Here is a 16,059-nt window from a genome sequence, read left to right on the forward strand (position 1 = left end):
GTCAACTCGAAGCCAGGCCCATCTGCCAGAAATCAGCCTCCAGGCTGGACGCCTGGCCGAAAATCCCCACCAATTCAGCGAAGCGCTGCTCGGTCATGCTCCGCGCCGCCAGCTCATCCAGGTGCTTGCGCGCTGCCGCTGCCACCCCTTGGTAGCCTTCCCCGGCATACTCGCCAATCCACTCGCGGTACGGGTGGTTGCTCAAATCGCCAATGCGCTCAGCCAAGGTCTGGCCGATTTCGGCATAGCCGATCACGCAGGGCGCCAGTGCCACGTGCAGCTCTAGCAGGTCGCCGGCGGCGCCGCAGTCCAGCACGTAGCGGGTATAGGCCACCGTGGCCTGGTGCTCTGGCGCTGCCTCGATATCGGCCTGGGTCAGCCCCCAGCGCGCGCACAGGCGCAGGTGCAGCTCGGTTTCATCCAGAATCGCCGCCAAGCCGGCCTGCGCGGCACGGATATCGGCCGGACGACGGCTCTTGTAGGCAGCCAGCGCCCAGGCGCGGGCGAACTGGATCAGGAACAGGTAATCCTGCACCAGGTAAGTCCGAAATGCTTCTTCGCTCAGCGTGCCTTCGCCCATCTGACGCACGAAGTCGTGGTCCACATAGCTGTTCCACTGCGGTGCGGCTGCCGCCTTGAGGCGGTCGAAGATATCCATGCTCATTTTTCCTCCGGGTACACAGCGTCGAAGAAGGCCAACTCCAGCGCCACGGTGCGCTGGTAGAAGTCGCCCGCCAGCGCAGCTTGCTGCGGGCCGACGCGGTCCAGCTCGGCCTGCAGGAAGGCGACAAAGTCCTGGAACGCCGGGTTGTCGTGCAGGGTGATCCACTCGGCATGGACGAAGTTGTCAGGCATCGGTTTTGGCGCCTTCAGCGCCCAGTCCAGGTACAGGCCTTCGGCAACGTTGAGCACCGCAAGTGCCGCCGCGTAGGAACGGGTCGCCGCCGCTTCGCGCATGATGGCCTTGAAACCTGCGGTTGGCGCGGTGTCGGCCGGTTCGCTGCGTTGTGCCGGGCTTACGCCCAGGGCTTCGAAGGCGCGCAGGAAGTAAGTGTTCTCGTCGCTGGAGATCATCCCGGCAAAGCGGCCGAAGCGCAGGCGCGCCTCAAAGGTGTCGGCGGTAGCGATGGCCGCGCCCAGCAGGGTCAGGAAGCTGTCGAGGAAGCGGTGATCCTGTACCAGGTAATTGACCATGATCGGGTCCGGCAGGCTGCCGTCACACAGTTGGGTCACGAAGCGGTGGCCAACGGCCGCCGACCAGGTCGGCTCGCTGATGCGGCGCAGGGACTGGCTGAAACGTTCGGTCATGTTGCTGTCCTTGATGGGGGTGACAGCGAGACCGTGGAAGGTGGCATGGACTGGCCTCGCAGTGAGGCCGGCAAAAAGGCAGGTTTCAAGTCCCCATCCCTTCGCCGGCATGATCCGGATCAGGTTCGAAGGGTCACCGCGCTGCTGCATCCAGCGGTTTCTCAGCCCGTTGCCGGGCTCCCCTTGGTGGCGCTCAGGTATACCCCAGCGCGCCAGTGCTGTCACTACCCAAACCACCCAAACCCTGGGTATTGGGTGACCCGCTAGTGGGGACTTATACCCATTTTTGACGCCCCGTTATTTAGCGCACCCCAAGCGCTGCAAGGATTTGTTTAACAAAGCATTACAGAAATATCTGTTGGCACAGCGGTTGCTCCGGGCCATTTACCGGGCAAAACGCCATTGATGGCCGAAAGCCATACAGCCGCAAGCGAGGCATCAGTCAATGAAAACACCTGCCGTGATCCACCCAGCAAGGCATGCTTTCCAGCTGTCTTCCGTCACTGCGCTGATGCTCAGCCTTGGGCTGATCACTGCCATGGCCGCCCCCCTCGACGACAACAGCATGCCACCGCCAACCGACCCATCGGCCTATACCGACCAGCCGGCCGACCCGACCCAGGCGCTGCTCAACCTCTCTACCCTGCCAGAGGCCAACGAAGGCGCGCTGGAGCTGACTGACGGTGTATATGGCGACCGCAACACGGTACGCACCGACAACGTATTGCCGCCGGCGCTGCAGACCTCCGACAAATACCCCACCAATGGCAAGCCCAGCCCGTTGTTCGGCGCACAACCCTTCACTCAACAACTGCTGCTGTTCGAAGAATTCGGGCCAGAAAAACTTGACCCTACATTGCCGCCGCCAGACCTGACCTTCCCGGTGCCCACGCTGGGCGCAGCCCCCGCACAAGACCCCAACGTGGTGGCCCGCAGCGGCCCAAGCGGCACCGCGCTGGAAGCCTTCCTCAAGCAACCGGGCCTGTACCCGTTCCCGACCCAGTACGCCAACGTGCTGGATCGCAACCCATGGAAGGCGCAGATCGAGATGTTCCTCAACCGCCACCCGGTCGGTTCGCCAGCTGAAGGCCGGCCACCAGGAAAAGGCTGGTCGCACCAGCGCTGGAACGAGTTTTATCCCCAAGCCGGGTTCAAGACCGCACAGGCCGGTGCGCGCATCAACCAGGGGCTGCGTGACCGCAAACAGATGCATAACTATGCGGTCGGTGAGTTCGCACCGGGCGGGCTGTACTACCAGACGTCCGACATCCCGACCACGTTGGGCACCACCAAGGGCATCGATACCCGCTTCCACCCGAACTTCCCGCTGCAAAACCATAAGTCGCTGTGGACTTTTGACGGAACCTTCCCGCCCAAGCTGCTGATGGTGCGTTATGGCCAACCCATTTTGATGCGCCATTACAACGCGCTGCCAATCGACCCTTCGGCCAACGGCGGCTTTGGCCTGCACACCATTTCCACCCACGAGCACAACGGCCACTCCCCGGCCGAGAGCGACGGCTTTGCCAACGCCTACTTCTTCCCCGGCCAGTACTATGACTATCGCTGGCCGGTGCAGTTGGCCGGCTACGACACCATCAACACCCGTGCCCAGGACCCGCGTGCGGCCTTCCCCTGCTCGCCAGGGGAAACCTTGTTCGTCAACGACGCCACCCCCGGCCTGAAAACCTGCCAGAACGGCAGCATCAAGATTCGCGGTGACTGGCGTGAAACCATGAGTACCCACTGGTTCCACGACCATATGATGGATTTCACGGCGCAGAACGTCTACAAAGGCAACGCCGTGATGATGAACTACTACAGTGCCATCGACCGGGGCAACGAAGCCTTGCAGGATAACGTCAACCTGCGCTTCCCCAGTGGCTCGGCCATGCCGTGGGGGAACCGTGACTACGACGTCAACCTGGTGATCGCCGACAAGGCCTGGGATGCCAACGGCCAGCTGTGGTTCAACCCTTTCAACACCGACGGCTTCCTCGGTGACCAGATCCTGGTCAACTGGCAGTACCAGCCCAAGCTCAAAGTGCGCGCACGCGCCTACCGCTTCCGTATCCTCAATGGCTCGGTGTCGCGCTACTTCAAGTTTGCCGTAGTGCGTGAAATTGCCGGTACCAGTGGTGAGTTCAAAGGGCCGTCCGGCTCCAACGTGTCGTATGCGCGGGTGCCGTTCCACATGATCGCCAACGACGGGAACATCATGGAACACGCCGTGCCGTTCGACGGCACCATGGACCTCAACGGCGACGGCAACCTGCAGGACAACAACGGTATCCTGCCGCTGCAAGGCATCGCCGAGCGCTACGACATCATCATCAACTTCGCCAAGAACGGCATCAAGGTCGGCGACAAGCTGTACTTCGTCAACCTGATGGAGCACCAGACCGGCAAGGGCCCGGAAGGTGCCATCTCGCTGGCCGATGTGCTGTCGGAAAAATACAAGGCAGTGATCAAGCAAACCAGCAAGGGCCCGCAGTGGGACAAAGGCGACCCGGCAATCGGCAAGTTCCTGCAGTTGGTAGTACAGCCTTACAGCGGCCAGGACCTGAGCATGGACCCGGTCGCCTACGAGCCGGCCAAGCCGGGCAAGGCTGAAGGCCTGAAGATGATCCCGCTGCCGATTGACCGCAACTCGGCGGCTGACCAGGCCAAGATCAAGGATGCCCGCCACCGCGAGTTCATCTTTGGTCGCTCCGATGGTACCGACACCACCCCATGGACCATCAAGACCGACGGCGGCTTTGGCTACAGCATGGACCCACGGCGCATCAGCGCAGCACCGCAACTGGCCAACCAGTCCACCGACGGTGGCTTCAGTGGCGACGGTACGATGGAAGTGTGGAAAATCGTCAACGGCGGTAACGGCTGGAGCCACCCGGTACACGTGCACTTCGAAGAAGGCGTGATCCTCAGCCGCGATGGCAAGGCACCGCCAGAGTGGGAAAAATGGGCACGCAAGGACGTATACCGCATCGGGCCAGACGCTGATTCGTCGGAAGAAGTGGAAATGGCCATCCGCTTCCGCGAGTTTGCCGGTACTTACATGGAGCACTGCCACAACACCCAGCATGAGGACTCGTCGATGCTGCTGCGCTGGGACATTGAACACCCTGGGCAGTTCCAGGTGATGCCGACCCCGCTGCCGGGTTGGGATGGCGTGGAATACATGGCATCGGTAGGCCTGCCGACCTTCCGCACCAAAGGCCAGGGTGGCAATGAGGACCCAGCCAACAAGCCACCGGTCGCGGCAAACGACAGTGCGGCAACCACCGCTGGCAAGCCGATCACCCTGAACGTGCTGGCCAACGACACCGACCCGGATGGCAACGTACCGCTGACCGTCACTGGCCTCAACCAGCCGGACTCTGGCAAGGGTACTGTCAGCACCGACGGCACCACGGTGACCTTCACCCCACCGGCCACGGTCGACACAGCGTACACCGCCAGCTTCAGCTACACGGCGCGTGATGCCAAAGGTGCCGAATCGGTTACCCCGGCCACGGTCAGCATTGCAGTGAGCCCGGCGGCAGCGGTCGACCAGATCCAGGTCACCAGTGCCGTGGTGCAGGTACGCAGTGGCAACCGCTACACCTGGGACCTGTCCGGTACCACCTCGGTGGCCACCGGCAACAGCATCAGTGTGACGGCCGCAACCACCAGTGGCCCGCTGAACCTGGGCAATGCCACGCTGACCGCCGCCACCAGCGGCGCCCGCTGGCGGTTGTCGACCACCACCACCGGCAACGGCCCGGCCACACCGGCAACGGTGACCGTGAAGTCGACACTGGGGCAGAGCGTGACAGTGCCAATCAGCATCAAGTAACCAAAAGCGGGGGCCGCTCTGCGGCCCATCGCCGGCAAGCCAGCTCCCACAGGGTTTTCACAGTAGCAGCCACTGCGCAATCCCTGTAGGAGCGGGTTCACCCGCGAACACCGGCAAAGCCGGTGCCATACACCGCGTCGCAATAATTGACGAGGACCACATCATGCCCGGCTCATGGCGTTTCCTGCTGGTACTCGCGCTGTTCGCCGCCAGCGTCCCGTTCTGGCCGCTGCAGCCAAAACAACCGGTGGCCGAAGAAGCGGCAACCCCCTGGGGTTCCAACTACTTCCCCAACATCCCCCTGCTCACCCAGGACGGCGAAACAGTGCATTTCTTCGACGACCTGATCAAGGACAAGGTGGTCGCCATCAACTTCATCTTCACCGGCTGTACCGACTCCTGCCCGGTGGAAACCGCCCGCCTGCGCCAGGTACAGAAAATACTCGGCGACAGGGTCGGCAAGGACATCTTCCTCTACTCAATCAGCATCGACCCCTACAACGACACCCCTACCACCCTCAAGCGCTACGCCGAAAAGTTCGGCATCGGCCCAGGCTGGACACTGCTCACCGGCGAACCTGCCGACATCGAGCAATTGCGCCGTAGCCTGGGGCTGTGGATCGACGGCCTGGAAAACGGCCGCTCCAAGGACCACAACCTGAGCCTGATCATCGGCAACCAGGCCACCGGCCGCTGGATGAAGGCCTCGCCCTTCGAAAGCCCCTATATCCTCGCCGACCGCCTGGGCAACAGCCTGCACAACTGGAAGCAAGCCAGCGCCATGGCCAACGACTATGCCAAGGCCCCCGAGGTGCGTCCGCCCAGCAGTGGCGAACAGATCTTCCGCACCCGCTGCTCGTCCTGCCACACCCTGGGCAATGCCGAGCCAGGGCAACCCGGTATCGGCCCGGACTTGCTGGGCGTGACCCGTCAGCGTGACGCCAACTGGCTGGCCCGCTGGCTGAAGGAACCCGACGCGATGCTGGCCCAGAAAGACCCCTTGGCCATGCTGCTGTATGAACAGTACAACCGGCTGGCCATGCCCAACATGCGCCTGGGCGACGCCGAGGTCAGCGCGTTGATGAGCTACATCGAGGAGGAGACCGCACGCCTGCAATCACCCGTGGCAGATAGGGGGAAACCTTAAAGGCACATGGCCATCAGTCATTAGGCTGTCATCTTACTGTCGTATTTTTCGACCATCACCCAGGGTCGGGAACTATCAGCAGTGATTCGCCGTTCGCTTTCATCCGCCAGCCTTCTGCGGCTGCTGATACTGATGCTGTGTGCAGCCACCCTGGCCTTTCTCTGGGGGCTGCACGTTTCGCAGAAAGCCGCCGCCCGCCAGAACGCGCTGTCGGCCAAGGCTGCCGAGCACCTGAACCTGGCCAGTATCGTCGGCGAAAGCCTGCGCCAGCTGGTCGACCGCGCCCAGGCTGTGGGCCGGGTCACCCAGGACGACATGAAGGTACTGCGCCAGGGCCACTTCAGCCTGGCGCGTATCCTTGCCGAAGACCCGGTGTTCAAACGCATGAGCCTGTACGACCGGCAAGGCAGGCTATTGTCGGCCAGCCATGCCGATGAGGCCGCCGCACTGCCCGAAGACTGGTTGCGCCAGTTGCAGCGGCATGTTGCCCGCTATGGTTTCAAACCCTTTTTGCCCAGCGTGCAACCGCCCGGCCAGCCGGCCACCCTGCCCAACTGGCGCCTGCCTTTCCTGCTGCCGCTGACCGACCTGCCCGGCCGTGAAATCGACAACATCCTGGTGGTGCAGCTGGACATCGGTTACCTGGCGGTGCTGTTCCAGCATATCGACCTGGGCAGCAGTGGGCTGGTGCGCCTGCTGCAGGATGACGGCCTGGAGCGGCTGCGTATCGACACCAGCGGCGTGGTGGTGGCCGGTGACGCGCTGCAACCCGAGCTGCCAGATGCCGGCATTGAAGCGGGCATGCTGACCCAGTATGCGGCCGGTGATGCGTACCAGAGCTTGTACCGGCGCGTGCCTGAGCGGGGCTTCAGCGTGGTGGTCAGCCAGCGCCAGGATGAAATCCTCGCACCCTCGGCGTTGGCCTATTCCCGGCAGTTCTGGCTGAACCTGAGCATGACCCTGATGATTCTCGCCAGCCTGCTGTGGACCTTGCGCCTGTTGCGCAAGCGCCAGGAGGCCTTCGCCGCACTGGAACATGCCCAGCAGGTCAACCAGCAGCTTATCGGCCGCCTCGAGGATGAACACCGGCGCAGCAGCCATGCCGCCGCCACCGACCACCTCAGTGGGCTGCACAACCGCCGCCAGTTCGTCGAGGTGGCTGGCCTGGCACTGACCCGGCAACGTGGCAAGCGCCGGCTGATGGCGATCCTGTTCATCGACATGGACCGTTTCAAGTCGATCAACGATTCGCTCGGGCACAAGATCGGCGACCTGCTGCTGCAGGCCGTGGCCGGCCGCATCCAGCGCCTGCTGGAGCCCGGCGACGAAGCTTCGCGCTTTGGCGGCGACGAGTTCGTGGTGCTGTTGGCTGGCGAGCGCAGCGAAGAACAGATCAATACCTGGGTTCGTGAACTGGTGCAGAAGCTCTCGGCCACTTACGCCCTGGATGGCCAGGAGGTCAACACCAGCCCCAGCGTAGGCGTGAGCATCTGCCCGCGTGATGGCCAGGATATCGACAGCCTGATCCGCCGTGCCGATGCCGCGATGTATTCGGCCAAGCAAGCCGGGCGGGCACAGTACCGTTTCTTCGACCCGTCGCTGAACCTGGCCGACATCCAGGCCTTCACCCTTGAACAGGCCTTTGGCAGTGCCCTTGCCGAACGCCAGTTTGTGCTGCACTACCAGCCGCAGATACGGCTCGACACCCAGCAGGTGCTGGGCTACGAAGCGTTGGTGCGTTGGGACCACCCCGAATTCGGCCTGCTTTACCCAGACCGCTTCATTGACCTGGCCGAGCGCAGTGGTTTCATTGTCGAGCTGGGCTGGGAGGTACTGCGCCTGGCCTGTGAAGCCTTGAGGGCTTGGCATGCCCAAGGCCTGGAGGTGCGGCTGGCAGTCAATGTATCCGCCTTGCAACTACGCCAGGCCGACTTCGCTGCAAGGCTGCTGGGCAAATTGCAGCAACATGGGATCGCCCCGCAGCGGTTGGAGCTGGAAATCACCGAAACCACCATCCTCGACCCGGAAGGCACGGCAGTGGCGCACCTGCACACCCTGCGCGGCGCCGGCCTGGGCATCAGCCTGGACGACTTCGGCCGTGGTTACGCTGGCTTCGCCCACTTGCACTCGCTGCCGCTGAGCAAACTGAAGATCGACCGCTCGCTGATTGCGCCGCTGTCCAACAGCCACGACGACAGCCCGATCGTGTCCTCCACCATCATCCTCGCCAAACGCCTGGGCCTGGAGGTGGTGGCCGAAGGCGTGGAAACCCGCGAACAGGTGGTATGCCTGAAGCTCGCGGGCTGCGATATCGCCCAGGGCTACCACTTCAGCCGCCCGCTGTCGCCAGCGCAGTTACGCGAATACCCGCCCTTCAACGGCATCGAGGACAAGGCATGCGTGTACTGAAGGCCCTGGCCGGGCTGGTGCTTGCCAACCTGTTGATCAATACCGCGCTGGCTGACTGCACGCCACGTAGCCTGCGCCTGGCGGTAATCCCGATAACAGTGGGTTGGCGCCAGTCAGCCAGGCCGAATATGCGCCGCTGCAGCAAATGATGGATGCGGCGGTACCGCGCTGAGCAATTCAAATTCTGGGGCTGCTTTGCAGCCCTTTCGCGACGCAAGGCCGCTCCCACAGGTTTCACTGGGTCCACAGGCAGCGCAATCCTGTGGGAGCGGCCTTGCGTCGCGAAAGGGGCGCAAAGCGCCCCCAACTATCACGAAAGCATCACAACCGGGACAGACAAACCATTTCCGTTTATCGTGTACCCATCACCCGCCGACACCCGCACCATGACCGACATCGAGCGCTATCTCCGCGCCGCCACCCGTGACAACACCCGGCGCAGCTACCAGGCCGCCATCGAGCATTTCGAAACCCACTGGGGCGGCTTTCTCCCGGCCACGGCCGAGAGTATCGCCCGTTACCTGGCCGACCACGCCGACCAGCATGCGGTCAGTACCCTGCGCCAACGCCTGGCCGCGCTCAGCCAATGGCACATCGCCCAAGGCTTCCCCGACCCGACCAAGGCGCCGCTGGTGCGCCAGGTACTACGCGGTATCCGCACCCTGCACCCGACACCGCCCAAACAGGCAGCCCCACTGTTGCTGCAGCACTTGCAAACCGCCGTGGAATGCTTCGAAGAAGAGGCCCGCCAGGCGCGTGAACAGCATGACCTGGCTGCCCTGCGCCGGGCACGCCGCGACGCGGCATTGCTGCTGTTGGGCTTCTGGCGTGGTTTTCGCGGTGATGAACTGGCCCGCCTGCGCATCGAGCACATCCAGGCCGAGGCCGGTGTCGGCATAACCCTGTTCCTGCCGCGCAGCAAGGGCGACCGCGAAGCCCTCGGCGTGCAGCACCGCACCCCTGCCCTCAAGGCGCTGTGCCCGGTCACGGCTTACCTGCAATGGCTGGAAGTCGCCGGCATTGCCCACGGCCCGGTATTCCGCAAGCTAGACCGTTGGGGCAACCTCAGCGATACACCACTCAACAGCAACAGCCTGATCGGCCTGTTGCGGCGCATGCTGGAACGTGCCGGGGTACCAGCGGCGCTGTATACCGGCCACTCACTGCGGCGCGGCTTCGCCACCTGGGCCACGGCCAACGGTTGGGAATTGAAGTCGTTGATGAGCTACGTGGGCTGGAAAGACGCCAAGTCGGCATTGCGCTACATCGACTCGGCGCAACGCTTTGGCGAGCTGGCCGTGTTACCGGCCAGCCAGGTCCATCACCTCATTCCTTGAAGCAGTGCCGGGCGATGCCGCCAACTTCCGGGCGGATGGCATACAGGTCACCGGCATCCGGGTAATGGTGCAGGTCTGAGGCACTCATGCCGAACCGCGCGGTGCTGATGTACAAGGTATTCATCCCGGCCCCGCCAAAGCAGCAACTGGTGGGGCGTGGTACCGGCATCAGCACCTGGTCGGTCAGGTGGCCGTTGCGGTCATAGCGCAACAGGCAGCTACCATTGAACTGGCACACCCACAGCCCACCCTCGCGGTCCAGGGCAATGCCGTCTGGCCGGCCCAGCTCGGCGGGTGTTTCGGCAAACAGCGAGACCGCGCCCAGCCGGCCTTCGGTCAGGTATTCGGCGCGGTAGATGGCGCGCGCGGCCGAGTCGACGAAGTACACCGTGTGGCCGTCTTGCGACCAGGCCAGGCCAGTGGGCAGGGCCATGTCGTCATGGATGACCTGGTCGCTCAATTGCCCGTCAAAGCGGAACAGCGCCCCGGTGTTGCCACTGGCTTCCTCATCCATCAGCCCAGTGACGAAACGCCCCTGCGGGTCGCAGGCACCGTCGTTGAAGCGGTAGGTGGGCCGGTAATGAACCGACGCCGAATGCTGGCGCACCCTGCGCGGCAGCATGTCGAAGATGGCCACACTGGCATCCTCGGTAAAAATCAGGTTGCCCTGGTCAGTCAACGCCAGGGCGCCGATGCGCGCGGCGGACTCGTACAGGCTTTCCACTTCGCCCTCAGGCGTCAAGCAGTTGATGCGCCCGCCAGAAATATCGACGAAGTACAGCGCGCCGGTGCGCTCATCCCAGACCAGGCTTTCGCCCAGGTCGGCGCGTGTGTTGGCGACTTTGACTGGCACGTTGTTGCATTCCTTGTTACGGGCATTTCTGGCTGCCTTCGCTTTTCCTTTTTTACGATAACAGTTAAAAAATCAATGACTTAATATTAAAAGCATGCAACTTTGATATCTCATGGATATCACTGCCGTGTCAGCGCGCAGAAGGAATGCTGGATGATCGAGACACGCCTGCTCAGGCAGTTCATTGCCGTTGCCGAAGAACTGCACTTCCACAAGGCTGCCGAGCGCCTGCACATGGCGCAACCGCCACTGAGCCAGGCCATCAGCCGCCTCGAAGACAAACTCGGCTTCAGCCTGCTGCTGCGCAACAAGCGCGGGGTCCGTTTGACGGCAGCTGGCGCGGCCTTCCTCGACACTGCTCACCGCACGCTGGCCGAGTTGGAACAGGGCATCGAGTATGCCCGCAACGTGTCTGTCGGTATCAGCGGCAAGCTGACCATCACCGCCATTTCCATTGCCTACTACGACTCACTGCTGAACAGCTTGCGGCGCTTTCGCGAAAACTACCCGGACGTGCAGTTGACCATCCGCGAGATGCCGTCGGCCTCGCAGGCCAAGGCGCTGTTGGCCGGTGAAGCAGATATCGGCTTCATGCGCAGGTTGCCGCTGCCGGCAGGCACCCTGGCGTCACGGCTGCTGCTAGACGAGCAGATCGTCATGGCCCTGCCCGCCAGCCACCCGAAGGCACAGCCAGGCGAGGTAGACCTGCGCGAGTTTGCCAACGAAGATTTTGTGTTCACCCCGCAAGCTTTGGGCGGCGGCTACCATGCGCAGTTGGTGGCACTGTGCGAAGCGGCGGGTTTCTACCCCAAGGTGGTGCAAGAGGCTGCGCAGATCCATACCTTGCTTGGCCTGGTGGCCTGTGGTTTTGGCGTGGCCCTGGTGCCGGCATCGTTCGCCGAGTCCACCCCGCGCGAACGGGTGCACTTCTGTTCGATCCGGCCGATAGGCGAGCAACCCTCACCTGGCCTGGGCCTGTACATGAAATGGAGCGCCCAGAATGCATCGCCAGCGCTGGCCAACTTCATTGCCATGTTCGATAACCAAGACATCACAGGCCACTAGAAACACTGTAGGAGCGGGTTCAGCACAGGCTTTTGGAGCCTGATCAAGTTCGCTTTGCGCAGCGCCACAGGCGCCCGATATCACAAGCCCGCGCCTGCAGCAGTTCAGCGGCATTAGCACACGCCTGCTCCAGGCTCATCGGCCCGCTCGCCAGCGCGAAAGCGGCATCGACCCCATGGGCATACAACTGCTGGTAACCCTCACCCAAGGTCCCGGCCAGTACCACCACCGGCACCCCATGGCGCTTGGCAACCCGGGCCACGCCCATCGGCGTCTTGCCGCGCAAGGTCTGGGCATCGAAACGCCCCTCGCCGGTTACCACCAGGTCTGCGCCCTGCACCAGGGCATCAAGGCCGGCAAGTTCGGCCACTACCTCTACCCCCGGGCGGAACTGTGCGCCCATGAACGCCCGGGCTGCGAAGCCCATGCCACCCGCTGCGCCACAGCCCGGGTAGTCGCGTACATCCTCACCCAGCAGCTGTGCACAGTGGTCGGCAAAATGCCCCAGCGCCTGGTCCAGCGCCTGCACCTGCTGCGGGTTGGCACCCTTCTGCGGGCCGAAGATCGCCGACGCACCGTTGGCCCCGCACAGCGGGTTGTCGACGTCTGCGGCGACTTCGAATTGCACCTCGGCCAGGCGTGGGTCAAGGTCGCTGGCGTCGATACGGGCCAGCTTGGCCAGGGCCAGGCCGCCCTCTTCCAGCGCTTGCCCGGATGCATCCAGCAGGCGCAGGCCCAGTGCGCGCAACATGCCGCTGCCGGCGTCGTTGGTAGCGCTGCCACCGATGGCCAGCACTACCCGTTGTGCGCCAGCGGCCAGGGCAGCGGCAATCAGCTCGCCGGTGCCCCAGGTGCTGCTGCGGCAGGCATCGCGCTGGCCGGTCGGCACCAGCTGCAGGCCGCTGGCCTGGGCCATTTCGATGATTGCCGTGCGGCTTTTTGGCAACCAGCCCCAGCCAGCCTCGACGCTTTGCCCCAGCGGCCCGCGCACGGCCTGGCGGCGCAGTTCGCCGTGGCTGGCGGCCAGGATCGCCTCCATGGTGCCTTCGCCACCATCGGCCATCGGGCACTCGACCAGCTCGGCGTCTGGCCACGCATCGCCCAGGCCTGCAGCGATAGCGCGGGCGACACCGGCAGCGTCGAGGCTGTCCTTGAACGAGTCGGGGGCAATGACGATCTTCATGGGGATTCTCCTGTCCTGATGAGCGGCATGCTGACAGTTGTTCGCCAAGGTGGCCTCGGTCAAATGCACAAATCGCTGGCCGGGTTGTTTGGGCAGATGCCTTTCACCTGTTGTCGGCGATAGGGCCGGTGCAGGTGAACCGTTCAACCAGCGGGCAACAGCTGCAACCCCAGGTACAAGCTAAGCATGCCTTCCATGCGCTGCGGGTCGACTTCGCCCAACTCGGCAATCCGCTCCAGGCGGTAGCGCAGGCTGTTGCGGTGGATGCCCAAGGCGTCGGCACAGGCCTGGCTCTGGCCGTCATGGGCGCACCACGCACGCAGGGTGGCGAGCAACTGGCCGCTGCTGTCCTTGGCACGAATGCGCTGCAACGGCCCCAGCAGCTCATCCAGCGCATCATCGTTGCGATGCCGCCACAACAGCGCCGGCAGCCGGTAACGCTGCAGGCTGAGCAAGCGCTCGGCGGGCAGCACCTCACGCCCGTAGGCCAGCAAGTCACGCACCCGGCGATAACCCCGGCGCAATTGCTCCAGGCTTTGCGCGGGGCTGCCCAGGGCCAGCCGCTCCACTTCCCAGCCATGGCGTTGCAGGCGTTCCAGCAGGCGTGGTTCGTCCAGGGCAACGCCCGCCGGGCGGCACCACAACAACGACTGGCGGGCCGGGCTGACGCACCAGCTGTCTGGGTAACGGCTCATCAACCAAGCTGCAAGCGCCTCGGCGGGTGGCCCGGAAGCCAGCTCAAACAGGCACGGCACACGCGGTAGCTGAGGCTTCAGGCCCAGTTGCCGGGCTTCGTCGAGCAACCGGGGGGAGTCACCGCTGCCGCCCAGCAGCAGGGCCAGCAGGTCGTCACAGCGCTGCCGTCGCCATTGCTGGTCGGCCTGCAAATGGCGCTGGGCCAACAACATTTCGGCGGTCATGCGTACCAGCTCGCCATAGGTGCGCACCTGCTGGGGGTCGCCAGTCAGGCCAAGCACGCCCATCAGCCGGCCATCGAGCATCAGTGGCAGGTTCACCCCAGGCTGCACGCCCTTCAGGCATTTGGCCGCTTCCACGTCCAGCTCGACGATGCGGCCGTTGGCCAATACCAGCTGCGCACCTTCGTGACGGGTGTTGATGCGCTCCGGCTCGCCACTGCCCAGGATCAAGCCCTGGCTGTCCATGACATTGACGTTGCACGGCAAAATGGCCATTGCCCGGTCAACGATATCCTGTGCCAGGTCATGGTCGAGTTCGAACATTGCGTAATCCCAATAGGTGTCAGGCTTTTTGGGCCCGGGCACAGCAGCCCGGGCCAAGTGCTGTGCAAAAGCACAAAGACAGGCACGCCGCAGTCCCCGAGACTCGTCAGGGCGAGCGCCGGAACAGGCGACGCGGCGACAACCATAACAACAGAGAACCCGATCATGGCACACAGCCCCGCCCCTGACCAAGGCACGGACACCACCCGCAACGCGCTGTACCGGCGCATCACCCTGCGGCTGATACCGTTCATTTTCATCTGCTACCTGTTCAACTACCTGGACCGCGTCAACGTCGGCTTTGCCAAGCTGCAAATGCTCGACGCCCTGAAGTTCAGCGAAACGGTGTACGGCCTTGGTGCCGGCATCTTCTTCATCGGCTATGTACTCTGCGGCCTACCAAGTAACCTGGCGCTCAACCGCTTCGGCCCGCGACGCTGGATTGCGCTGATGATGATCGCCTGGGGCAGCCTTTCTACCTGCCTGCTGTTCGTCACCACCCCTACCGAGTTCTACACCTTGCGCCTGCTAACTGGCGCCGCCGAAGCCGGCTTCTTCCCGGGCGTGGTACTGTACCTTTCGCGCTGGTTCCCGGCGGCCCGCCGTGGCCGCATCATGGCCCTGTTCATGTCCGCCATCCCGGTATCGGGCCTGCTCGGTGGGCCGTTCTCCGGCTGGATCCTGCAGCACTTTGCCGCTGGCCAGCACGGCCTGGCCGGCTGGCAGTGGATGTTCCTGATCCAGGGCCTGCCGACCGTTGCCCTGGGTATCCTGGCGGTGTTCCTGCTCAGTGACGGCTACCAGAAAGCCGCCTGGCTGAGCCCGGCCGAACGCCAACTGATCGCTGCCGACCTGCAAGCCGACGCCGCCAGCAAGCCGAACACCACCGGTGACAGCGTGCTCGCGGTATTGACCAACCCGCTGATCTGGACCTTCGGCTTTGTCTACTTCTGCATCCAGAGCGGCGTGTACGCGATCAACTTCTGGCTGCCATCGATCATCAAAGGCATGGGCTTCGACAACCCGCTGCTGATCGGCTGGCTCAGCGCCATTCCGTACCTGCTGGCCGGTGTGTTCATGATCCTCTGTGGCCGCTCGGCTGACCTGCGTAACGAGCGCCGCTGGCACCTTGTAGTGCCGATGCTGATGGGCGCCATTGGCCTGCTGATCGCGGTGAACTTCTCCGGCAATCCGACTATTGCCATCCTTGGCCTGTCGATCGCTACCATGGGCGCCCTTACCGGTTTGCCGATGTTCTGGCCGATGCCCACCGCGTTGCTCAGTGCTGGTGCCGCTGTGGCCGGTTTGGCGATCATCAACTCGGTGGGCCAGATGGCCGGTTTCCTCAGCCCATACCTGGTCGGGTTCATCAAGGACCAGACTGGGTCTACCGATGCCGCGCTGTACTCGCTGGCGGCGCTGATTGTGGTCGGTAGCCTGGTGGCCTTGCGCGTGACCCGGGCTGGTACGCTGAGTTCTGTAAGGGCCAGTTGAACCCATTCGCGGGTGAACCCGCTCCCACAGGACAACAACAAGCTTGAACATTGTGGCACCCCTGTAGGAGCGGGTTTACCCGCGAAGAGGCCCGCCCAGGCCACACAAAACTTCCCGCCCCCGCCGATCGTCAGCTCAACGCCCCCCCTCCCCAGCCCAGGCGTCAAATGGTTCCAAAGGC

Annotated in this window: 12 protein-coding genes and 1 riboswitch; of the genes, 7 read left to right on the forward strand and 5 right to left on the reverse strand. The window is 63.6% G+C overall.

Annotation, left to right across the window (positions count from 1 at the left end; translation table 11 throughout):
- Position 1: 1 nt before the first annotated feature.
- Positions 2-664 carry a thiaminase II gene (gene tenA, locus ABE456_RS07910; RefSeq protein ID WP_346643421.1) on the reverse strand — a complete coding sequence of 221 codons (663 nt, stop codon included), beginning with the start codon at positions 662-664 and terminating at the stop codon, positions 2-4.
- Complete coding sequence (locus tag ABE456_RS07915) at positions 661-1,308, reverse strand: TenA family protein (RefSeq protein ID WP_346643422.1); 648 nt, start codon at positions 1,306-1,308, stop codon at positions 661-663. The genes tenA and ABE456_RS07915 overlap by 4 nt, the downstream gene beginning before the upstream one ends.
- Before the next feature lie 79 nt (positions 1,309-1,387).
- Positions 1,388-1,502, reverse strand: a riboswitch (TPP riboswitch).
- A 251-nt stretch (positions 1,503-1,753) separates the two neighbouring features.
- Between ABE456_RS07915 and ABE456_RS07920 the strand changes: the two genes are divergently transcribed.
- The 5 genes from ABE456_RS07920 to ABE456_RS07940 all read left to right on the forward strand — a co-directional run bounded on the left by ABE456_RS07920 (position 1,754) and on the right by ABE456_RS07940 (position 10,042).
- On the forward strand, positions 1,754-5,149 hold the full coding sequence (locus tag ABE456_RS07920) for an Ig-like domain-containing protein (protein WP_346643423.1): 3,396 nt from the start codon (positions 1,754-1,756) through the stop codon (positions 5,147-5,149).
- Positions 5,150-5,312: 163 nt separating this feature from the next.
- Positions 5,313-6,296 carry an SCO family protein gene (locus ABE456_RS07925; protein ID WP_346643424.1) on the forward strand — a complete coding sequence of 328 codons (984 nt, stop codon included), beginning with the start codon at positions 5,313-5,315 and terminating at the stop codon, positions 6,294-6,296.
- A gap of 81 nt (positions 6,297-6,377) precedes the next feature.
- Complete coding sequence (locus ABE456_RS07930) at positions 6,378-8,705, forward strand: EAL domain-containing protein (protein ID WP_346643425.1); 2,328 nt, start codon at positions 6,378-6,380, stop codon at positions 8,703-8,705.
- Entirely contained in the window at positions 8,693-8,854 is a 162-nt protein-coding gene (locus ABE456_RS07935; protein ID WP_346643426.1) for a hypothetical protein, read from the forward strand. The genes ABE456_RS07930 and ABE456_RS07935 overlap by 13 nt, the downstream gene beginning before the upstream one ends.
- A 207-nt stretch (positions 8,855-9,061) precedes the next feature.
- Positions 9,062-10,042 (forward strand): site-specific integrase, encoded by a 981-nt coding sequence (locus ABE456_RS07940; protein WP_346643427.1) that lies wholly within the window; start codon positions 9,062-9,064, stop codon positions 10,040-10,042.
- On the opposite strand, the gene ABE456_RS07945 is transcribed toward ABE456_RS07940, so the two are convergent.
- Positions 10,032-10,895, reverse strand: coding sequence for an SMP-30/gluconolactonase/LRE family protein (locus ABE456_RS07945; protein WP_346643428.1), 864 nt, complete (start codon positions 10,893-10,895; stop codon positions 10,032-10,034). The genes ABE456_RS07940 and ABE456_RS07945 overlap by 11 nt on opposite strands.
- 153 nt (positions 10,896-11,048) lie before the next feature.
- On the opposite strand from ABE456_RS07945, the gene ABE456_RS07950 reads away from it, so the two are divergent.
- Positions 11,049-11,960 (forward strand): LysR family transcriptional regulator, encoded by a 912-nt coding sequence (locus tag ABE456_RS07950; protein WP_346643429.1) that lies wholly within the window; start codon positions 11,049-11,051, stop codon positions 11,958-11,960.
- A 43-nt stretch (positions 11,961-12,003) separates the two neighbouring features.
- Here the strand turns inward: ABE456_RS07950 and ABE456_RS07955 are convergent, their stop codons facing one another.
- Positions 12,004-13,143 carry a glycerate kinase gene (locus tag ABE456_RS07955; RefSeq protein ID WP_346643430.1) on the reverse strand — a complete coding sequence of 380 codons (1,140 nt, stop codon included), beginning with the start codon at positions 13,141-13,143 and terminating at the stop codon, positions 12,004-12,006.
- Positions 13,144-13,286: 143 nt separating this feature from the next.
- The gene (locus ABE456_RS07960) at positions 13,287-14,384 is read right to left on the reverse strand and encodes a sugar diacid recognition domain-containing protein (protein ID WP_346643431.1); all 1,098 of its coding nucleotides are present in this window, start codon (positions 14,382-14,384) and stop codon (positions 13,287-13,289) included.
- A 165-nt stretch (positions 14,385-14,549) separates the two neighbouring features.
- Between ABE456_RS07960 and ABE456_RS07965 the strand changes: the two genes are divergently transcribed.
- The gene (locus ABE456_RS07965; protein WP_346643432.1) at positions 14,550-15,878 is read left to right on the forward strand and encodes an MFS transporter; all 1,329 of its coding nucleotides are present in this window, start codon (positions 14,550-14,552) and stop codon (positions 15,876-15,878) included.
- The last annotated feature ends 181 nt before the right edge of the window (positions 15,879-16,059 follow it).

This window comes from Pseudomonas sp. TWI929, from assembly GCF_039673335.1.
GTDB lineage: Bacteria > Pseudomonadota > Gammaproteobacteria > Pseudomonadales > Pseudomonadaceae > Aquipseudomonas.

Excerpts from the sequence above, each read along its gene's own strand:
- tenA (WP_346643421.1), bottom strand. The coding sequence starts at position 664 with ATGAGCATGGATATCTTCGACCGCCTCAAGGCGGCAGCCGCACCGCAG.
- ABE456_RS07920 (WP_346643423.1), top strand. The coding sequence starts at position 1,754 with ATGAAAACACCTGCCGTGATCCACCCAGCAAGGCATGCTTTCCAGCTG.
- ABE456_RS07915 (WP_346643422.1), bottom strand. The coding sequence starts at position 1,308 with ATGACCGAACGTTTCAGCCAGTCCCTGCGCCGCATCAGCGAGCCGACC.
- ABE456_RS07935 (WP_346643426.1), top strand. The coding sequence starts at position 8,693 with ATGCGTGTACTGAAGGCCCTGGCCGGGCTGGTGCTTGCCAACCTGTTG.
- ABE456_RS07950 (WP_346643429.1), top strand. The coding sequence starts at position 11,049 with ATGATCGAGACACGCCTGCTCAGGCAGTTCATTGCCGTTGCCGAAGAA.
- ABE456_RS07955 (WP_346643430.1), bottom strand. The coding sequence starts at position 13,143 with ATGAAGATCGTCATTGCCCCCGACTCGTTCAAGGACAGCCTCGACGCT.
- ABE456_RS07960 (WP_346643431.1), bottom strand. The coding sequence starts at position 14,384 with ATGTTCGAACTCGACCATGACCTGGCACAGGATATCGTTGACCGGGCA.
- ABE456_RS07925 (WP_346643424.1), top strand. The coding sequence starts at position 5,313 with ATGCCCGGCTCATGGCGTTTCCTGCTGGTACTCGCGCTGTTCGCCGCC.
- ABE456_RS07965 (WP_346643432.1), top strand. The coding sequence starts at position 14,550 with ATGGCACACAGCCCCGCCCCTGACCAAGGCACGGACACCACCCGCAAC.